Below are 19,520 nucleotides of genomic sequence, written 5' to 3'. Positions count from 1 at the left end.
AGTGTGAGGGTCTTGGCTGCGGTACTCTGAGCACATACAGCCAGACCAGCGCCTTGTAACAGCAAAATGCCGACCTTTTGGTCGGCATTTTTAGTTCGGGAGTGATAGCAAGCCCTGATGACAAGGTGCGCTGTGCAGGGGTCAATACGCGGGAGCTAACCCGCGTTCAGCTTGTCCCTTTGCGTCAAATCGGAGGGGCATTGGCAACCAGCGTGGCCAGCGGGCTGCCCCCTGCAGCGGCAGGATTGATTCACCAGCGAAACAGCCTCCGCCAACTTGGTTGCAGCAGCGTAACAATCCTGGCCCGTTCGATTCTGGCCACAAACGAAGGCTGTGGCATACTAATTCCCGATCGTCTGAATACGCCTCGTTATTCGGCCCCACGGGTTGCCACTCAGGGCGATAGCGTAATTCGTAGGTTGGCGCAGAGCGTAGCAAAGCCCAACAGCCAAGCATTATTGCGCCAACCAGAGCGGGATAAACAAGGATGTGGCCGAGCCGAAAATAAAATTACAGGCATATTTCACGGTAAACGTTGGCTACCCTTGTTAGCCCAACATACGAGATTGACTTTGTTAAATTGAATAACAAACATATAAATCGAACGGATATTGACCAATCATGGTTCTCTTTTGCATTAACGCAATCAGTCAATCGTTTGATTTTGAGCATCAGAGTTGTCTAGGCTGTTCGATATGTATGCTTTCGAGAATTTTTAACAAAATACGCTCCCGCCATGATTTTCTTAGGATACTGTACAGGACCTTTTCTTTAACCTAATTGAACTAGGTGTTACCTCAATCCATTCATCATTATTAATCCATGTTAATGCTTCTTCAAGACTTAATTTTTTAATTTCTTTCATCGCGTAATTTTTATCAGAAACATTGCGCCACATTGGCACCAGGTTTTTTCCTTGCCGACAATTTACCCACATATCTGAATTAGTTGATGTCTCTCCAATAATTTGCCCCGCATACACCATATCACCATGCTGAATCATGAGTCTTCCTCGTGATTGCAACTGGGAAAGAGAGTGAATAAGTGCTTTTCCGCCCCCATTTGAAACCATTACTCCGCGGGTTCTATGTCCAAGCAAGCCGTTTATTTTAACCTTCATTCCAGCATACTCTTTATGTATGGAAGCAGTTCCTTCGGTTAAACTTAATAGAGTATGGCGTATGCCAAGAGTACCACGTTTAGGGCCACAAAAGACCATTCTAGAGTGCCCATTTGACAACGCCTCATGGGATTCAATTATTATCCGTCTATCTGCTAGCTCCTTAATAACATGACCACAAAATGATGGCTCACAGTCAATGACAACATTCTCGTAAGGTTCATATTTATCATTAAATTCATCCATGATGATTTGAGGCCTTGAAACAACAAACTCAAAGCCCTCTCTGCGCATATCTTCAATAAGAACCCCAAGATGTAATTCACCTCGACCAGAAACCTCAAATATATCAGGATCACGTGTAGACTTTACATTAAGAGATACATTATACATTGTTTCCTTAAATAGACGATGACCTAATTCTCGAGATTGTAATGCATGTCCTTCCGAATTTGCCTTTGGTGAATTATTTACACCTATTCTCACTGAAACAGTTGGTTTATCTATTTCAAGTTTTGGCATAAATACCGGGGTGTCACTATGACCGATGACGTCAGATATTCTTATATTGCCAATGCCTGTAACTGCTATAATATCACCTGCAATGCCCTCATCTATCTTTACTTTTGCTAACCCTACGTGATGAAATATATCTCTCACCTGTGCAAATCGAATATTTCCTTCAGTGTCTGATATTGACACCCTCTGACCGGAGCAAATTTTCCCATCAGAAATGCGCCCAATACCAATAAGTCCCTGATAGTCACAGAAGTCTAATTGGGTGATCTGTAACTTCAAACTGCGGCATATACTAGAGGCTGGAGCTTTTACACATTCAACCAAGGCATCAAGTAGCGGCTCCATATTACCTGGTTCGGTATGAATACCACCTTCACTATAGGCATATCCATATCTTGCTGAACAATAAATAACTGGAAAATCAAGCTGAGTATCATTTGCTCCGAGTGTAACAAGAAGATCAAACACATTATTTAAAGCATTATCAGGATCTGCCTCATGTCTATCTATTTTATTGATTACAACAATAGGCATTAGACCTTTCTTGATAGCTCGTTCCGCAACAAAACGAGTTTGAGGCATAGGTCCATCAACCGCATCTATGAGTAAAGCAACCGCATCAGCCATTCCTAAAACTCTTTCGACTTCACCACTAAAATCAGCATGTCCAGGAGTATCAATGATATTTATTCGGTGCTGCTTCCAATGGATTGCAGTTACTTTAGATAATATCGTAATTCCACGTTCTTTTTCTTGTTCGTTACTGTCCATTAATAGTGTCTGCGTGGACTCTTTTCTATCAAGAGCTTCAGTCCCTTTCAACAACTGATCTATTAGCGATGTTTTTCCATGATCGACATGTGCAACAATAGCTACATTTCTTATATTCTCTGTTTTCATATTTACCACGCTCAACTAATACAGTAGTACATTAAAATATTGCTTACCACAGCATATACTGCGGCAAGCAATATTAATGTATACCAGGCAACCAAATGCTATTAATTTGTACTTAGATGTCACATCAGATTTTTGTTTAAATTTTGGCAAAACCATTCTTTTAAAAAATTTTTCGGTTTATTCCGATCGAGCTTTAACCATTTATTTTTAATTGTGTTTAACTGCTTTCGTTGTACTAAAACGCAAGCAACATAGAAGAGCCATAACACCACAGCCGGATAAAACCAAGCCTAAAGACTGTAGTCCGCCCGCTATAGCCAAACCAATACTAAGTAATAAATAATAGGCCAAGCCAAATAGTGCTCCAGCACTTCCCGCTACATCACGATAAGACAATAACGCTTGACTTAATACATTAGGAATTGCAATACCAAAAGCTATAACAATGCCCATCATTGGCAGTAAAAACCATAACGACGCTTGACTGGCCCATACAGTAAGGCCGCATATCATTGCCAATCCCACTGCAAATCTGATGAGTGATACCGGCATCCAGCCCTTACTCAATAATCTCTTGTTTAGTATACTTCCAATAAGAGTTGCGAGTGCGAGTATAATGCCAGAATACCCAAACTCACTAGTACTTAACCCTAGATTTGAAAACAAGAAAGGTGCTAGGCTGTAATAACCAAATAGCATCGTATTGAATAGTGCCACGAGCATGGCGCTACGCCAAAGTCCATAATCTTTCGCCATTCGGCAAGCCAGTGGCCATAACGCTACTTTTGCTGTATTTTCAGGACGCGTTTCCGGTAACCAGCAGCTAGCAATAAGCAACAGCACAATTGCCAACGTCATCAAACCACTGAATACGCCAAGGTAACCAAACTCTTCAGCCAGTTGTCCACCGCTAAGCAGACCTAACACGGGACTAATCGAGAGTGCCACCCCCATGACAGAGAATACCCTTGCCAAGTCAGTGCCTTGGTAGCTATCACGCAACATAGTTTGCGTTACAACAGATCCAACTGCTGCACCAAAGGCAGATATAATCCTTGCAAGTAGTAAGGTTTCAAATTCGTTAGCCAGTAGAGCCAATAGGGCTCCCAGCGCATAGGTCAGAAGACCAGCTAGCATTGCAGGGCGTCGCCCAATTAGATCACAGAGACGACCCCAAAAAACGACACCTATAGCAAACGCTAGAAAGTATACGGATAGAGTTTGAGATGCCTGCCCCTCACTGACTTGAAATTGACTGGCAATGTGGGTTAGTGCCGGGCTATAAATCGTTTCCACGATCTGCGGGAACATCATCAACCCGACTGCCAACCAAAGGGGTGGCGACTTGTAATTCATAATAATCTCCTTAAAAACTGATAGTCATTGTAGAGTGAAGTGTAGTGACGGATTACAATAAATAAGACTATAAATATCAAACTTAGGACATATGGCTTTTATTCTTCCAGATAACCCTTTTGATCCGGACCAGTTACCTGGCCAAGTCCTAGGGATAGCCTCTGACTTGGGGGTACATGATTCTGGTCCCCATCGACACCAGCGTCATCAGTTACTGTTTGCCCAAGCAGGATGCATGAGCATCGAGTTGGAGAATCGACTTTGCTTGCTTCCTCCCACTAGGGCTGCTTGGATTCCTGCTGGTACAACACACAGGGTGCTGATGCGAGGGGTAGTTGCTTATCGCTCCCTCTATTTTTCTCCAGATCAGTGCTTACCAAACATGGTGCAGGTCATGGGTGTAAATCCCCTGCTGAGGGAAATCATTGAGCGAGTGTCACTTTGGCCCTGGGATAAACCGCAAGAGGAACAACAACGAACACTTGCGCTCTTTATGGAGGAACTGTTGCATTCGCCAAAGGAAGATTGGCATCTCCCGATGCCACAAGACAAACGATTGGCATCATGGCTATGGCATATCAAACGTGGTGGTTTTATGCCTGATAGGCTTAACCAATTAGCAGAAAAAGTAGGTGCCAGCAGTAAAACGATTGGGCGTATATTTATGTCTGATACAGGCATGAGCTACCAAGCTTGGCGTCAGCAGTGGCGTCTGCTACATGCCATGGAATTGTTGGCTGAAGGTATCCCTCTCAGCCAGGTAGCCAGCCAGCTAGAGTTTTCCAGTGATAGCGCCTTTATCAGCTTTTTTAAGAAAAATACAGGACAAACTCCACTGATCTATCTCAACTCTAAGCGTTTCAGATAATTTGCGAGGTGGCTTCTGGAGGACTACGCGAGCCGATCTGTGCAAAAAGTGCTGCAACGTAAGCGTTCACCGAGAGCGGGTTGCAACATGAAAAAATGGGACGATCGTCTCTTTTTCCTGTCAAGCCACTCTCGGTGAACGGTTACCATTGTGGTGGCTGGCAGCGATGCGCCGGTCGACAGCCGCGATCCGCGCCCCTTCGCCAATATGGCCGCCGGGGTCAACCACGCCCCCCAGAGCGGCGATGACTTTCGGGCGAGCCAGCGCATCACCCTCGACCAGATGCTCGATGCCTACACCATCAACGGCGCCCGTGCAGTGCGCCAGCAGGCCGTCAGCGGCTCCATCGAAGCGGGCAAATCGGCCGACTTTATCGTGCTGGATCGGGCTCTCTACCAGCTGGTCGCTGCCGGCAAACCGGAGCAGATCGCCGACACCCAAGTTACCCGCACCGTCTTTCGCGGGCAGACGGTCTTTAGCCAATAGGCTCAAGTGATATGGCGAGTGTAAGTATCTCGTCAGCAGCGCGCCAAGCACATATGCCGCCAGCTATCGCCTTGTAAAAGCAAAATGCCGACCTCCGGGTCGGCATTTTTATGGCGTGACATCACATTCCAAGGCAAGGCTCGTAGGAGGGGGTGGCCATAACCAACCATTGAGCGACTTGGTCAGACCACAAATCGGAGGAGCATGATCGAGGGAAATAGCAATCTGGCTACCCCAGCCTGCGGCAAGATTGATTCACCAGCGAGACAATATAATCCAACTTGATTGCACCAGCGCAACAATACGGGTTGTTTCATGGCTGATGCGGACCATACATGCCGCCGACTAACCACCCCCGTCCAGATGCACGTCGCTATTCGATACGGGTTTGCGCCACAGTTCGCGGTTAGAGTCCCGACGAGACCATTTCAAAAATGGGTGTACCCAACATATTCAGAAAAAGAGTGAACCAATGACCTCATCAATAACCCATCTGGATTTGACAAGTCATCCAATATGACAAAGTGATTGCAATCAGGGAGCGGACAAATTGTTACGTTTTCTCCTGCATCAATACAAGCGCGAGCATACTCCTTTGACTGTCTTATCAATTCTGGCAGTTCATCAGCGCCAAAAGCGATGGTCATAGGTGCACCGCCTTGAATATTATGCAAAGGACTTAGCTCGATGATCTCGCGCTCTGTAAGCTGCAGCTTGTCGTTTAACCAACATAAGCTGATTGGCTCAAGATCTGTCAGGGCACTAATTGGCATTGCAAAAGAAATACTTGGGTGTGATCGGTACATCGCGGTGAGGTGTCCTCCTGCGGAGTGTCCACTCAAGCAGATGGGGCCACCGGTAATACCAAGTTGATCAGGATCCGCAACAAGATGGTCTAGCAACATGCCAATTTCAGCCACAATCTCGGTCATCGTCGCTTCGGGTGCCAAGGTATATTCCGCAAGAACGACATTAAAACCATGTGCAAGAGGTCCTCTGGCGATAAACGAATAGTCCTCTTTAGTGCAATTTTGCCAGTAGCCGCCATGGATAAAAATGAATGTTGGTGCGGTGCCCAGACCCGCAGCGGGGAACCAGTCAAAACGTTGCCGCGGGCCCGCCCCATATGCCAAATTCTTTTTGCATACAGCCGTTTTATAAAACGCTGCACTCTGTGTTTGAAAACGGGAGAGCGTGGCAGAAAAATCCTTATCCGCTTTGGTATTGTTGTAGGCTGCGTCAAGCTCAGCTCGGTTCATATTATGATAAATGTGGTTCACTATCATCACTCCAGACTTGTTCATTGCGTGATACGTGGAAAGAGAGATCCCGTTATTGTACGCATGGTAATTGAACCCTGAATAGCCATATTATTGGCATTTTAACATGAACGGAAATGGTCATGGCCCCCTTCTACGCCATATGCAGCATGCTGCCACTTGATTGCACCAGCGCAACACGATTGACCTGTCATCACAGATTGTGGCGAACATCTGTGGCAAACTAACGTCACGATCGTCCGAATACGCTTCGCTATTCGCCCTCACAAATTACCACTCAGGGCAATCGCGTAATTTGTAGGTTGGCGCAGAGCGTAGCGAAGCCCAACAAGTGTGCATTATTACGCGCCAACCAGAGCGGGATAAATAAGGATATGGCGAAGCCTTAAAACAGATTTACAGGCATATTTCACGGTAAACGTTAGGCTTCACTTCGTTCAGCAACAACCTACCATTTTTAGTCCAATCTACGAGATTCCATTTACACGCGTTAATAGCACTCGCTTTTCAACCATATTTATGTGACGGCATGCCATACCATGATGGTGGTTTCCCAGTGACCATGGGTTGATTGATGTATCGCGTTGAAGCCTTGCTCACGATAAAAGTCAACGTTATGTGTTTCACACTGCAAGTACAGTGTCAAAACACCACGAGCAACCGCAATTTCTTTTGCGGTATTAATCAATTTTTTAGCGATTCCTTTTCTACGGTGTTCAGACGGGACATAAACACCACCGATCCAGTGATCATATTCAGGATAATTTTTATTCTCCCGAATTTTCAGTTCCAATGTACCAACCAGAGTTCCTTCATCATAAGCAACAAGACTAAGCGGGATATCACGATTAGAAACCTTATGTTTAATTTTTTCATGTACCATCTCCTTCGTGACATTCGGCATATGAGATGCCCACTCATCGAAATACCACTCAGCTATTTTCGATACGTCATACGGATGATCCGCCAGCAAAGAAATGTCCATACATCCTCTTTACAGAAAAATTTCTTCGGTGTTTATAGTAACGGAATGGCATTTACACTATAAAAAAGAAGAATTATGTCAAACCATTGCCCGACAACATATTTCAACGCGAACGAGCCAACCCATAAAATATCCTAGCACTGGGATAAGCGATAACAACACCGAGTATTACGATACCAGCTCCCAGTTCACGGCAATAACCTATTGACTGCATATAGCTTGCAAATTCCCATAAGATGCCACTCGTTCTACCACTAAATGTCACTATTTCACATGAGTCAGCCAAAACAATATTGGTACCGATAAGCACAAAACCGGCACCGGCAGAAAAGACCAGCAGCGCATGACCAACCACAAATAGCTGGGCTCGCTTAACGCCATCAGAAAAGTAAAAGCCAAACCAGAACAAAATCATAGATAACGGGAACAGGTTAAATGCAATCCAATCAATCACTCTGGTAGATGATGAACTATCAAAAATGACTGCATTGCCGGTAACAACAAGCAACATGATAAACAGCAGGAAAAACCACCTCATTGTTTCACCCAAGCACCGAGAACGACGATATGATTGTTATATCCTCATCTGCTGAACTTGCGAAGCCAAATATCAAGCATCATAAAAAAGCCGCCCATCGGGCGGCTTTTTTATTAGAGATAACGGGCGATAAGGAATTACCAGCCGGTTACTTCGCGCAGGGCCTTGCCGATATCGGCCAGGGAACGGACGGTCTTCACGCCAGCATCTTCCAGTGCGGCAAACTTCTCGGCGGCGGTACCCTTGCCACCGGAGATGATGGCGCCAGCGTGGCCCATCCGCTTGCCGGGAGGCGCGGTCACACCGGCGATATAGGAGACCACCGGCTTGGTGACGTGGGCCTTGATATAGGCGGCCGCGTCTTCCTCGGCGTTGCCGCCGATCTCGCCGATCATCACGATCGCTTCGGTCTGCGGGTCGTTCTGGAACATCTCCAGAATGTCGATAAAGTTGGAGCCCGGGATGGGGTCGCCACCTATACCGACGCAGGTGGACTGGCCAAAGCCCTCGTCAGTGGTCTGCTTGACCGCTTCGTAGGTCAGGGTGCCGGAGCGGGAGACGATGCCCACCTTGCCCGGCTTGTGAATGTGGCCCGGCATGATGCCGATCTTGCACTCACCCGGGGTGATCACGCCCGGGCAGTTGGGGCCGATCATCCGCACGCCGGTCTCTTGCAGCTTCACTTTCACATCCAGCATATCCAGCGTCGGGATGCCTTCGGTGATGGTGACGATGAGCTTGATACCCGCGTCGATCGCTTCCAGGATCGCGTCCTTGCAGAACGGTGCCGGCACATAGATGACGGTGGCGGTGGCGCCGGTCGCTTCGACCGCGTCACGCACGGTGTTGAACACCGGCAGGCCCAGATGGGTGGTGCCGCCCTTGCCCGGGGAGACGCCGCCGACCAGTTGGGTGCCGTAGGAGAGCGCCTGCTCGGAGTGGAAAGTACCCTGACCGCCGGTAAAGCCCTGGCAGATGACTCGGGTTTCCTTGTTAATCAGTACGCTCATCAGTTGGCCTCCGCTGCTTTAACGACTTGCTGCGCGGCATCGGTCAGACTCTTGGCCGCAATGATGTTGAGGCCGCTCTCGGCCAGCTTGATACCACCCAGCTCGGCATTGTTGCCTTCCAGACGGACCACGACGGGCACCTTGACCCCCACTTCCTTGACCGCACCGATAATGCCTTCCGCGATCATGTCGCAGCGCACGATGCCGCCGAAGATGTTGACCAGCACCGCTTTGACGTTGCTGTCGGAGAGGATGATCTTGAACGCTTCGGTCACGCGCTCCTTGGTGGCGCCACCGCCAACGTCAAGGAAGTTGGCAGGCGAGCCGCCGTGCAGGTTGACGATATCCATGGTACCCATAGCCAGACCGGCGCCGTTGACCATGCAGCCGATGTTGCCATCGAGCGCCACATAGTTGAGCTCCCACTGGGCAGCGTGCGCTTCGCGGGCGTCATCCTGCGAAGGATCGTGCATCTCGCGCAGCTTGGGCTGACGGTAGAGGGCGTTGGCATCGATGTTGATCTTGCCATCGAGGCAGAGCAGGTTGCCCTGCGCGGTGATCACCAGCGGGTTGACCTCGAGCAGCGCGAAGTCGCAATCGAGGAACATCTGACCCAGACCCATGAAGATCTTGGTGAACTGTTTGATCTGATCGCCGACCAGACCCAGTTTGAAAGCCAGCTCGCGGGCCTGATAGGGCTGCGGGCCAACCAGTGGATCCAGCGTTGCCTTGTGGATCAGCTCGGGGGTTTCGTGGGCGACTTTTTCAATCTCCACGCCACCTTCGGTAGAGGCCATGAAGACCACGCGGCGAGTGCCACGATCCACCACGGCGCCCAGGTAGAGCTCTTTGGCGATATCGGTGCAAGATTCAACCAAGATCTTGGAGACCGGCTGGCCGTTGGCGTCGGTCTGGTAGGTCACCAGATTCTTGCCCAGCCAGTTTTGGGCGAAGGCGCGGATCTCATCCTTGCTCTTGGCCACTTTTACGCCGCCCGCTTTACCGCGACCACCAGCGTGTACCTGGCATTTGACGACCCAGATATTGCCGCCAATCTTGTCGGCCGCTTCGGCCGCTTCCTGCGGGGTAGCACAGGCATAACCTTCGGAGACCGGCAGGCCATACTCGGCAAACAGCTGTTTTGCCTGATATTCATGCAGATTCATAGATGCTCTATCCGTGTTGTAGGTATTTCCGTCCGGGGCTGGTGTTTCTCAATCCCCTGTGAGTGGGGGCCTCGGGGGCCCCTCGTTATCTTTCAATCGCTCGGGTATTACTCAGACATCCAGCAACAGACGAGTCGGGTCTTCCAAGAGCTCCTTGACGGAGACCAGGAAGCCTACCGATTCACGTCCGTCGATGAGACGGTGATCGTAGGAGAGCGCCAGATACATCATCGGCAGGATCTCAACCTTGCCGGCAACGGCCATCGGGCGATCCTGGATCTTGTGCATCCCCAGAATGGCGCTCTGGGGCGGGTTGATGATCGGGGTGGACATCAGGGAGCCGAACACGCCACCGTTGGTGATGGTGAAGTTGCCGCCAGTCAGTTCATCCACGGTCAGCTTGCCGTCACGGCCCTTGCCCGCCAGATCCTTGATGGCCTTCTCGATGTCGGCAAGGCTCATGTTGTCGCAGTCGCGCAACACCGGGGTCACCAGACCGCGCGGGGTGGAGACGGCGATGCTGACATCGAAGTAGTTGTGGTAAACCACGTCATCGCCGTCCAGCGCCGCGTTCACTTCCGGATAGCGCTTGAGGGATTCAACGACCGCTTTCACGTAGAAGGACATAAAGCCGAGCTTGATGCCGTGCTTCTTCTCGAAGATCTCGCCGTACTGCTTGCGCAGATCCATGATGGGCTTCATGTTGACCTCGTTGAAGGTGGTCAGCATGGCGGTGGTGTTTTTCGCTTCCAGCAGACGCTCGGCGATACGCTTGCGCAGACGGGTCATCGGCACCCGTTTGTCGCTGCGGCCACCCAGCGGTGCCACCTTGGCCGCAGGAGCGGCAGCGGCAACCACGGGGGCGGCAGCAGGCTTGCTCAGAGCCTTGATGTAGGCTTCGACATCTTCCTTGCTGATGCGCCCGCCCTTGCCGGTGCCGGTCAGCTTGGCCACATCGATGTCGTGCTCGCCAATCAGGCGGCGGACCGAGGGACTCAACCCTTCGGTGCTGTCATCGGCTACCGCTTCAACCGGTTTCTCTTTGGTCTCTTCACCAGCCACCGGGGCCGCGGTGAGGATGGCAATCAGTTGACGGGACAACACGGTCGCCCCTTCCCCTTGCAGAATATCCCCCAGCACACCGGCTTGCGGTGCCGGTACTTCCAGCACCACCTTGTCGGTTTCGATGTCGACCAGCACTTCGTCACGGGCGACCAGATCGCCCGGTTTTTTGTGCCAGGTGGCAATAGTGGCATCGGCCACTGATTCCGGCAGATCCGGTACCTTGATTTCGATAGTCATCCAATCAGTTCCTTTTTACTTCTATGCCAGAGGCTTTACAGGGTAAGGGCATCTTCCACCAAGGCTTTCTGCTGCTTGGCGTGGACAGACATGTAACCGACGGCCGGTGAGGCTGACGCGGGGCGACCGGCATAACGCAGGGTGGCACCGGCTGGCAACACGCCATCATAGTGGTGACGGGTGCAGTACCAGGCGCCCTGGTTCTGCGGCTCTTCCTGACACCAGACAAAGTCGGTGACATGGGCGTAGTTGGCCAGAATGGCGCGCACTTCCTCTTCCGGGAAGGGGTAGAGCTGCTCAATTCGCACCAGCGCCACATCTTGCTGCTCGGCCTTGCGACGGGCATCGAGCAGGTCGTAGTAGACCTTGCCGGAGCAGAACACTACCCGCTTGACGCCCTTCGGATCCAGCGCATCGATCTCGCCGATGGCGTTCTGGAAGGTGCCGTCAGCCAACTCTTCGAGCTTGCTCACCGCCAGCGGGTGGCGCAGCAGGGATTTGGGCGTCATGACGATGAGCGGACGGCGCATCGGGCGCACCACCTGACGACGCAGCATGTGGAACACCTGCGCCGGGGTAGAGGGCACGCACACCTGCATGTTGTGCTGGGCGCACATCTGCAGATAACGCTCCAGACGGGCGGAGGAGTGCTCCGGGCCCTGCCCTTCGTAACCGTGCGGCAGCAACATGGTCAGGCCGCACATCCGGCCCCACTTCTGCTCGCCGGAGGAGAGGAACTGATCCACCACCACCTGGGCACAGTTGGCGAAGTCACCGAACTGGGCTTCCCAAATGGTGAGGCCAGCCGGTTCGGCGCTGGCGTAGCCATATTCAAAGGCCAGTACCGCGTTCTCGGTCAGTACCGAGTCGTACACCTCGAACGGGCCCTGCTCGTCGTGCAGGTTGCACAGCGGGGTGTAGGTGCTGGCATCGTTTTGGTTGTGCAGTACGGCGTGACGGTGGAAGAAGGTGCCACGGCCGGAGTCTTCACCGGTGAAGCGGATACGAGACCCCTTGTCCACCAGGGTGGCGTAGGCCAGGGTCTCGGCAAAGCCCCAATCCAGCAGCTTCTCGCCTGCCGCCATCAGCCGACGGTCTTCGTAAATCTTCTCGACCTGACGCTGCAGCACATGGGTCGCCGGATACTGGCTCACCCGCTCACCGAGGGACTTGAGGTAATCCAGCGGCAAGGTGCTGTCATAGGCCATCGCCCAGTCGTGACCGAGATAAGGGGTCCAGTCGACGGAGTGCAGCTCCATCGGCCGCCACTCTTTGCTCACCCGCTCGCCGCGATCCAGGGTCTCGCGATACTCGTTGACCAGGGTGGTCGCCAACTCCTGACTGACGCTCCCCTCGGCCACCAGCTGATCGGCGTAGATCTTGCGCGGGGTCGGGTGCTGTTTGATCTTCTGGTACATCAACGGCTGGGTCGCGCTCGGCTCGTCCGCTTCGTTGTGACCGTGACGACGGTAGCAGACCAGCTCGATCACCACGTCGCGTTTGAAGGTGTTGCGGTAATCCAGCGCAATCTGGGTCACCAGCACCACCGCTTCCGGGTCATCCCCGTTGACGTGCAGCACCGGCGCCTGCACCGCCTTGGCGATGTCGGTGCAATATTCGGTGGAGCGCAGATCACGATGGTAAGAGGTGGTGAAACCGACCTGGTTGTTGATGACGATGCGCACCGTCCCGCCCACGCCATAGGCACGGGTCTGGGACATGTTGAAGGTCTCGGCCACCACGCCCTGACCGGACATGGCCGAGTCACCGTGGATGGTGATGGGCAACACGCTTGCACCATCCTTGTCACCGCGACGGTCCATCCGGGCACGGACCGAGCCGATGACCACCGGGTTGACGATCTCGAGGTGAGACGGGTTAAAGGCGAGCGCCAGATGGACGTTGCCACCCGGGGTGGCGAAGTCGGATGAGAAGCCCATGTGGTACTTCACATCCCCCGTGCCCCAGGATTCGCCATGCTTGCCGGCAAACTCGTCGAACAGATCCTGCGCCCGTTTGCCGAGCACGTTGATCAGTACGTTGAGACGGCCTCGGTGGGCCATGCCGATGACGGCCTCTTTGCACCCCTGCTCACCGGCGCGACGGATCAGCTCTTTCAGCATGGGGATCATGGCGTCGCCACCTTCCAGCGAGAAGCGCTTGGCCCCCGGGAACTTGGCACCCAGATATTTTTCCAGCCCTTCGGCGGCGGTCAGGCTCTCGAGGAAACGGGTCTTCTCTTCGAGGGTATAGCTCCCCTTCCCTTCAATGGATTCGAGACGCTGTTGCAGCCAGCGCTTCTCCTCGGTGGAGGTGAGGTGCATATAGTCAGCGCCGATGGAGCTGCAGTAGGTCTTTTTCAGCGAGGCGTAGAGATCGGAGAGCACCATGGTCTCGCGACCGATGGCGTAGGAGCCCACATTGAAGGTGGCCTCCATGTCTGCGCCCTGCAGGTTGTGAAACGCGGGATCCAGTTCGGCAACGGTTTCACGCTGCCACAAGCCCAGCGGATCCAGATTGGCATTCTGGTGACCACGGAAACGGAAGGCGTTGATCAGCTGCAGCACCCGAACCTGCTTGGCATCCACTTGGGGATCGGAGACGGGGGCACTGTAGCGAGAGGGATCCTTGGCCAGACGACGGAAATAATCGCGGACCTGGGAGTGGGGTTGTTCAACCGCATGACCATTGACTTGGGGCAGCTCGCTAAACAGGCTGCGCCACTCGTCGGACACGGAGTCAGGATTTTCCAGGAAGGATTCGTACAAATCCTCAATATAGCTTGCATTCGCACCAGCCAGGTGAGATGACTCCAACCAGGCCTTCATCACGCCGTTATGCATTTCTATCCCTTGTACTTCTTGTTACTGCTGCGCAGCTTGTAGGGGTCAAATAGCCATCCTGCCACGGGTGGGATGGCTATCCAGAAGTCGGGCCAGCACGCGCTGGCCCAAATACTAAACAGCCCGATTGAGCAACATCGACTTGATCTGGCCAATCGCCTTGGTCGGGTTCAAGCCTTTCGGACAGACGTTCACGCAGTTCATGATGCCATGGCAACGGAACACGCTGAAGGCGTCGTCCAGATTACCCAGTCGTTCGGTGGTCGCGGTGTCGCGGCTGTCAGCCAACCAGCGGTAGGCAGCGAGCAGCCCGGCCGGACCGATGAACTTGTCAGGGTTCCACCAGAAGGAGGGGCACGAAGTGGAGCAGCAGGCACAGAGAATGCACTCGTACAGGCCGTCAAGCTTGGCGCGCTCTTCGGGGGATTGCAGATGCTCACGCACCGGCGGCAACTTCTCTTCATTGATGAGGAAGGGTTTGACCTTCTCCCACTGGGTGTAGAACTGGGTCATGTCGATCACCAGATCACGGATCACCGGCAGGCCGGGCAAGGGGCGAATAACGACGTTATTGCCCTTCTTCAGCAGATCAGAGAGCGGGGTGATACAGGCAAGACCGTTCTTGCCATTCATGTTGAGACCGTCAGATCCACAGACCCCTTCGCGGCAAGAGCGGCGGAAGGCGAGTGTGGGATCCAGCTCTTTCAACTGGATCAGTGCGTCGAGCACCATCATGTCGGAACCTTCAGGAATATCAAGACGATATTCCTTCATATAAGGGACGTTATCAATATCCGGATTGTATCTGTAAACAGAGAAAGTGACGTTCATAGGGCTGGCTCCGCAATCAGTAAGTCCGGACCTTGGGCGGGAACGCCTCACGGGTCTTGGGTGACATGTTGACAGCGCGACGGGTCATGGACTCGGTGTCCGGGTGATAGAGGCTGTGGCACAGCCAGCTCTCGTCGTCGCGATCCGGGAAGTCGAAGCGGCTGTGAGCACCGCGACTCTCGGTACGGAAGTTGGCGGCAACCGCCGTGGCAAACGCCGTCTCCATCAGGTTGTCCAGCTCCAGACACTCGATGCGCTGGGTGTTGAACTCTTTGGAGGTGTCATCCAGACGGGCATGCTTGAGACGCTCACGGATGAGTTTCAGCTCGGCCAGCCCTTCCGCCATGGCATCACCTTCACGGAATACCGAGAAGTTGTTCTGCATGCAGCGCTGCAGGTCTTTGCGGATCTGCACCGGGTCTTCGCCGTCACGGCAATTTTCCCAGCGATTGAAGCGGGCCAACGCGGCGTCGATGTCCGACTCGGACGCTTCGCGACCGTGATCCATCTCGCCCAAGGTGTTGACCAGATGCATACCGGCAGCGCGGCCAAACACCACCAGATCCAGCAGCGAGTTGCCGCCCAGACGGTTGGCACCGTGCACCGAGACGCAGGCAATTTCGCCCACCGCAAACAGGCCGACCACCGGCACGTCGTTGCCATCTTTGTCTTGCGCCAGACACTGGCCATTCACGTTGGTCGGCACGCCGCCCATCATGTAGTGGCAAGTCGGGATGATCGGAATAGGCTCTTTGACCGGATCCACGTGAGCAAAGGTGCGTGACAACTCGCAGATGCCCGGCAGACGGGATTCCAGCACATCTTTGCCGAGGTGATCCAGCTTGAGCTTGATATGCGGGCCCCAGGGACCATCGCAACCACGCCCTTCGCGGATCTCGATCATGATGGAGCGGGCCACCACATCGCGACCGGCCAGATCCTTGGCGTTGGGGGCATAACGCTCCATGAAGCGCTCGCCATCCTTGTTGAGCAGATAACCACCTTCACCACGGCACCCTTCGGTCACCAGCACCCCGGCCCCGGCGATACCGGTCGGGTGGAACTGCCAGAACTCCATGTCCTGCACCCCTACCCCGGCACGCAGCGCCATGCCGACACCGTCACCGGTGTTGATATGGGCATTGGTGGTGGACTGGTAGATACGACCGGCACCGCCGGTGGCCAGCACAGTCGCCTTGGCCTTGAAGTAGACTACTTCACCGCTCTCCATATCGATGGCGGTACAACCAACGATGTGACCGTCCTGGTTTTTCACCAGATCCAGCGCATACCACTCGGAGAAGACGGTGGTCTTGTTCTTGACGTTCTGCTGATAGAGGGTGTGCAGCAGGGCGTGACCGGTACGGTCGGCCGCCGCAGCGGTACGAGCAGCCTGCTCGCCACCGAAATTCTTGGACTGACCACCAAACGGACGCTGGTAGACAGAACCGTTGTCGAAACGGGAGAAGGGCAGCCCCATGTTCTCCAGCTCATAGACCGCCTCGGGGCCGGTCTTGCACATGTACTCGATGGCTTCCTGATCACCGATGTAATCAGAGCCTTTGACGGTGTCATACATGTGCCACTGCCAGTTGTCGTCGTGGGCATTGCCCAGCGCAACCGTGATCCCGCCCTGGGCGGAGACAGTGTGAGAACGGGTCGGAAACACCTTGGATAACAGAGCGCAGCTCTTGCCGGACTGGGCAATCTGCAGCGCGGCGCGCATACCGGCACCACCGGCACCAATCACCACCGCATCAAATTCACGAGTTGGAATAGCCACCTTAAACACCCCACAGCACGACGAAACCCGTCATCAGATAGACAAACAGCACCACGACCAGGGCAAATTGCAGCGCCCCGCGCAGCCCTACCGGCTTGATATAGTCAGTCAGCACCTGCCACAGACCGATCCAGGCGTGGATCAGTACGCAAAGCAGGGTCAACAGGGTGAATACCTTGGTGAAGGTTTTGGCGAAGAAGCCTGCCCACACCTCGTAGGTGATGTCGTTGAACGCGACAAATCCCACCAGATAGAGGACATAACAGGTCATGATGAGGGCGGTGGCGCGGATCAGGATGTAATCGTGAACGCCGCTGCGCCCGAAGGTTGCAGAATTGGTTACCATACAAGCACTCCCGCCAATACAGCCAGGATCGCGGTGATCACAAAGGCCACACGGGCACTCTGATTACCGGATTCCAGCTCTTCCCAATAGCCCATATCCATAACCAGATGACGCAAGCCGCCCACAATGTGGTATGCCAGCGCAGTCAGGATCCCCCACAGCACGAGTTTGACCAGGAAGTTGTCCATGATGGCAACCACGGTTGCAAACCCTTCGGGAGAGGCGAGTGAAGTACCAAGCATCCACAGCAAGATGCCCAGTGCAACAAAGGTGATGACCCCTGAAACACGGTGCAGGATGGATGCAATGGCAGTGACAGGAAAGCTGATCGTTTGTAGGTCGAGGTTGACCGGTCTCTGTTTGTTTTTCACGCTTGCCCACTCAGCTCCATTGAGCACGTTAGTTATTGTTTTAACTCACATATGAGGGCACGGGATGGTGATTGTTGGTTATTTGTTACCAAAACACTCTGAAAAAGCCAAAAATCGAGTTTTCAGTTTCACATCAGGTTTTGCCAAAGCGTTTCAAACACCCGCAGCCATGACCCACGTGGCGCAGTATATCGGCGGGCTTAACCGAAGACAATCAATTAGCTACAAAGAAAACACAAAACCGCAAACTCGATCGCATATTTAATTTAACATTTCATTAATGCCATTAATGGCCTTCCAGCAAAATTGACATTGATAGGGAACTCTGTTTCAAATAAGGCGCTCCAGCCGCCTTGGTACGGGTAAGAACCTTTGCCAGCGTCATAAGAGTCGTAATAGAGTAGGACTGGAACCAAATTATAAAGAGCAAAGGAGACGTGCTATGGCTGATAAGATAGCCACCCTACATCTACCCGGAAAAGATCCGGTCGAACTGCCTATTCTCTCCGGCACCGTCGGGCCGGATGTCATCGACGTCAGAAAACTGGGTGCACAAGGGTATTTCACCTTTGACCCAGGCTTTATGGCGACCGGTTCTTGCAAATCTGCCATTACCTACATTGACGGCGATCAGGGTATCCTGCTGCACCGTGGTTTCCCCATCGCCGACCTGGCGACCCAATCGAGCTATCTCGAGGTCTGCTATATCCTGCTCTATGGTGAAGCACCGACCAAAACGCAATATGCCGAATTCCAGCGCCTGGTCACGCGTCACACCATGGTGCACGAGCAGATCGCCTTCTTCTTCCGCGGCTTCCGTCGTGACTCCCACCCTATGGCCATCATGTGCGGTGTGGTCAGCGCCCTCTCCGCCTTCTATCACGATGCCCTCGACATCAACAACGAGCAGCACCGCGAGATCTGTGCCTTCCGTCTGCTCTCCAAGATGCCGACCCTGGCCGCCATGTGTTACAAGTACTCCATCGGTCAGCCGTTTATGCAGCCGCGCAACGCCCTCTCCTATGCAGGCAACTTCCTGCACATGATGTTTGGCGTGCCGACCGAAGAGTACAAGGTCAACCCCACCGTCGAACGCGCCATGGATCGCATCTTCACCCTGCACGCAGATCACGAGCAGAATGCCTCCACCTCTACCGTTCGTCTGGCTGGCTCCTCCGGTGCCAACCCGTTTGCCTGTATCGCTGCGGGGATCGCCTCCCTGTGGGGCCCGGCGCACGGCGGCGCCAACGAAGCCTGCCTGCGTATGCTGGAGGAGATCGGCTCGGTGGAACGCATCCCCGAGTTCATCGCCAAGGCCAAAGACAAGAACGATCCGTTCCGTCTGATGGGCTTCGGTCATCGGGTCTACAAGAACCACGATCCGCGCGCTCAAGTGATGCGTCAGACCTGTCACGAAGTGCTGACCGAGCTGCAAATCAAGGATCCGCTGCTGGATGTTGCCATGGAGCTGGAGCGCATTGCGCTGTCCGACCCCTACTTCATCGAGAAGAAACTCTACCCGAACGTGGACTTCTACTCCGGCATCATCATGAAAGCGATCGGTATTCCGATGAGCATGTTCACCGTGATCTTCGCCATTTCTCGTACCATCGGCTGGATCGCTCACTGGAACGAAATGCACTCGGATCCGGATCAGAAGATCGGCCGTCCGCGCCAGCTCTATATCGGCCAGCCACAACGGGAATTCGTTCCGCTCGACCAGCGCTGATAAGTTGAATCGATATGGTTTGTTACAAAGGCGGTCATTGACCGCCTTTTTATTTGCCGCTCTAATGCCCCTCTCGTTTTGAAGGAG

At 53.2% G+C, this 19,520-nt stretch carries 15 protein-coding genes and 1 pseudogene; 3 read left to right on the top strand and 13 right to left on the bottom strand.

Features of this window, described 5'->3' with window-relative positions:
• Positions 1-745: 745 nt before the first annotated feature.
• Entirely contained in the window at positions 746-2,539 is a 1,794-nt protein-coding gene (locus ACE1BR_RS03485; protein WP_374867657.1) for a GTP-binding protein, read from the bottom strand.
• A gap of 207 nt (positions 2,540-2,746) precedes the next feature.
• Positions 2,747-3,895, bottom strand: a complete 1,149-nt coding sequence (locus tag ACE1BR_RS03480; RefSeq protein WP_374867655.1) for a multidrug effflux MFS transporter — start codon at positions 3,893-3,895, stop codon at positions 2,747-2,749.
• A 91-nt stretch (positions 3,896-3,986) separates the two neighbouring features.
• Here ACE1BR_RS03480 and ACE1BR_RS03475 point away from each other — a divergent pair, with 91 nt between their 5' ends.
• Both ACE1BR_RS03475 and ACE1BR_RS03470 read left to right on the top strand, forming a co-directional pair.
• Complete coding sequence (locus ACE1BR_RS03475) at positions 3,987-4,763, top strand: helix-turn-helix domain-containing protein (protein ID WP_374867653.1); 777 nt, start codon at positions 3,987-3,989, stop codon at positions 4,761-4,763.
• Positions 4,764-4,910: 147 nt separating this feature from the next.
• Positions 4,911-5,249, top strand: a pseudogene (locus ACE1BR_RS03470) (amidohydrolase family protein); the annotation flags it as partial.
• A gap of 428 nt (positions 5,250-5,677) precedes the next feature.
• Here ACE1BR_RS03470 and ACE1BR_RS03465 read toward each other — a convergent pair.
• The 11 genes from ACE1BR_RS03465 to sdhC form a co-directional block, all read right to left on the bottom strand.
• Entirely contained in the window at positions 5,678-6,529 is an 852-nt protein-coding gene (locus ACE1BR_RS03465; RefSeq protein WP_374867651.1) for an alpha/beta hydrolase, read from the bottom strand.
• Positions 6,530-7,046: 517 nt separating this feature from the next.
• Positions 7,047-7,514 (bottom strand): GNAT family N-acetyltransferase, encoded by a 468-nt coding sequence (locus tag ACE1BR_RS03460; protein ID WP_374867649.1) that lies wholly within the window; start codon positions 7,512-7,514, stop codon positions 7,047-7,049.
• 103 nt (positions 7,515-7,617) lie between these two features.
• The gene (locus tag ACE1BR_RS03455) at positions 7,618-8,052 is read right to left on the bottom strand and encodes a hypothetical protein (protein ID WP_374867647.1); all 435 of its coding nucleotides are present in this window, start codon (positions 8,050-8,052) and stop codon (positions 7,618-7,620) included.
• 137 nt (positions 8,053-8,189) lie between these two features.
• Positions 8,190-9,062, bottom strand: a complete 873-nt coding sequence (gene sucD / locus ACE1BR_RS03450) for a succinate--CoA ligase subunit alpha (protein ID WP_374867645.1) — start codon at positions 9,060-9,062, stop codon at positions 8,190-8,192.
• A complete protein-coding gene (sucC, locus tag ACE1BR_RS03445) occupies positions 9,062-10,228 on the bottom strand; it encodes an ADP-forming succinate--CoA ligase subunit beta (protein ID WP_374867643.1) in 1,167 nt (388 codons plus the stop codon). The genes sucD and sucC overlap by 1 nt, the downstream gene beginning before the upstream one ends.
• Before the next feature lie 111 nt (positions 10,229-10,339).
• Positions 10,340-11,530 (bottom strand): 2-oxoglutarate dehydrogenase complex dihydrolipoyllysine-residue succinyltransferase, encoded by a 1,191-nt coding sequence (gene odhB, locus ACE1BR_RS03440; protein WP_374867641.1) that lies wholly within the window; start codon positions 11,528-11,530, stop codon positions 10,340-10,342.
• A gap of 35 nt (positions 11,531-11,565) precedes the next feature.
• Positions 11,566-14,373 carry a 2-oxoglutarate dehydrogenase E1 component gene (gene sucA, locus ACE1BR_RS03435; protein ID WP_374867639.1) on the bottom strand — a complete coding sequence of 936 codons (2,808 nt, stop codon included), beginning with the start codon at positions 14,371-14,373 and terminating at the stop codon, positions 11,566-11,568.
• A gap of 114 nt (positions 14,374-14,487) precedes the next feature.
• On the bottom strand, positions 14,488-15,204 hold the full coding sequence (locus ACE1BR_RS03430; RefSeq protein ID WP_374867637.1) for a succinate dehydrogenase iron-sulfur subunit: 717 nt from the start codon (positions 15,202-15,204) through the stop codon (positions 14,488-14,490).
• Positions 15,205-15,220: 16 nt separating this feature from the next.
• Complete coding sequence (sdhA, locus tag ACE1BR_RS03425; RefSeq protein ID WP_374867635.1) at positions 15,221-16,987, bottom strand: succinate dehydrogenase flavoprotein subunit; 1,767 nt, start codon at positions 16,985-16,987, stop codon at positions 15,221-15,223.
• 1 nt (position 16,988) lies between these two features.
• Positions 16,989-17,333 carry a succinate dehydrogenase, hydrophobic membrane anchor protein gene (sdhD, locus tag ACE1BR_RS03420; RefSeq protein WP_005333558.1) on the bottom strand — a complete coding sequence of 115 codons (345 nt, stop codon included), beginning with the start codon at positions 17,331-17,333 and terminating at the stop codon, positions 16,989-16,991.
• Entirely contained in the window at positions 17,327-17,704 is a 378-nt protein-coding gene (sdhC, locus tag ACE1BR_RS03415; RefSeq protein WP_021231296.1) for a succinate dehydrogenase cytochrome b556 subunit, read from the bottom strand. Before sdhC ends, sdhD begins: the two co-directional genes overlap by 7 nt.
• A gap of 442 nt (positions 17,705-18,146) precedes the next feature.
• Between sdhC and ACE1BR_RS03410 the strand changes: the two genes are divergently transcribed.
• Positions 18,147-19,433, top strand: a complete 1,287-nt coding sequence (locus tag ACE1BR_RS03410; RefSeq protein WP_374867633.1) for a citrate synthase — start codon at positions 18,147-18,149, stop codon at positions 19,431-19,433.
• Positions 19,434-19,520 lie beyond the last annotated feature (87 nt).

Source organism: Aeromonas sp. MdU4 (genome assembly GCF_041929505.1).
In the GTDB taxonomy this organism is placed as follows: domain Bacteria; phylum Pseudomonadota; class Gammaproteobacteria; order Enterobacterales; family Aeromonadaceae; genus Aeromonas.
This window is presented reverse-complemented; position numbering and strand designations above follow the sequence as displayed.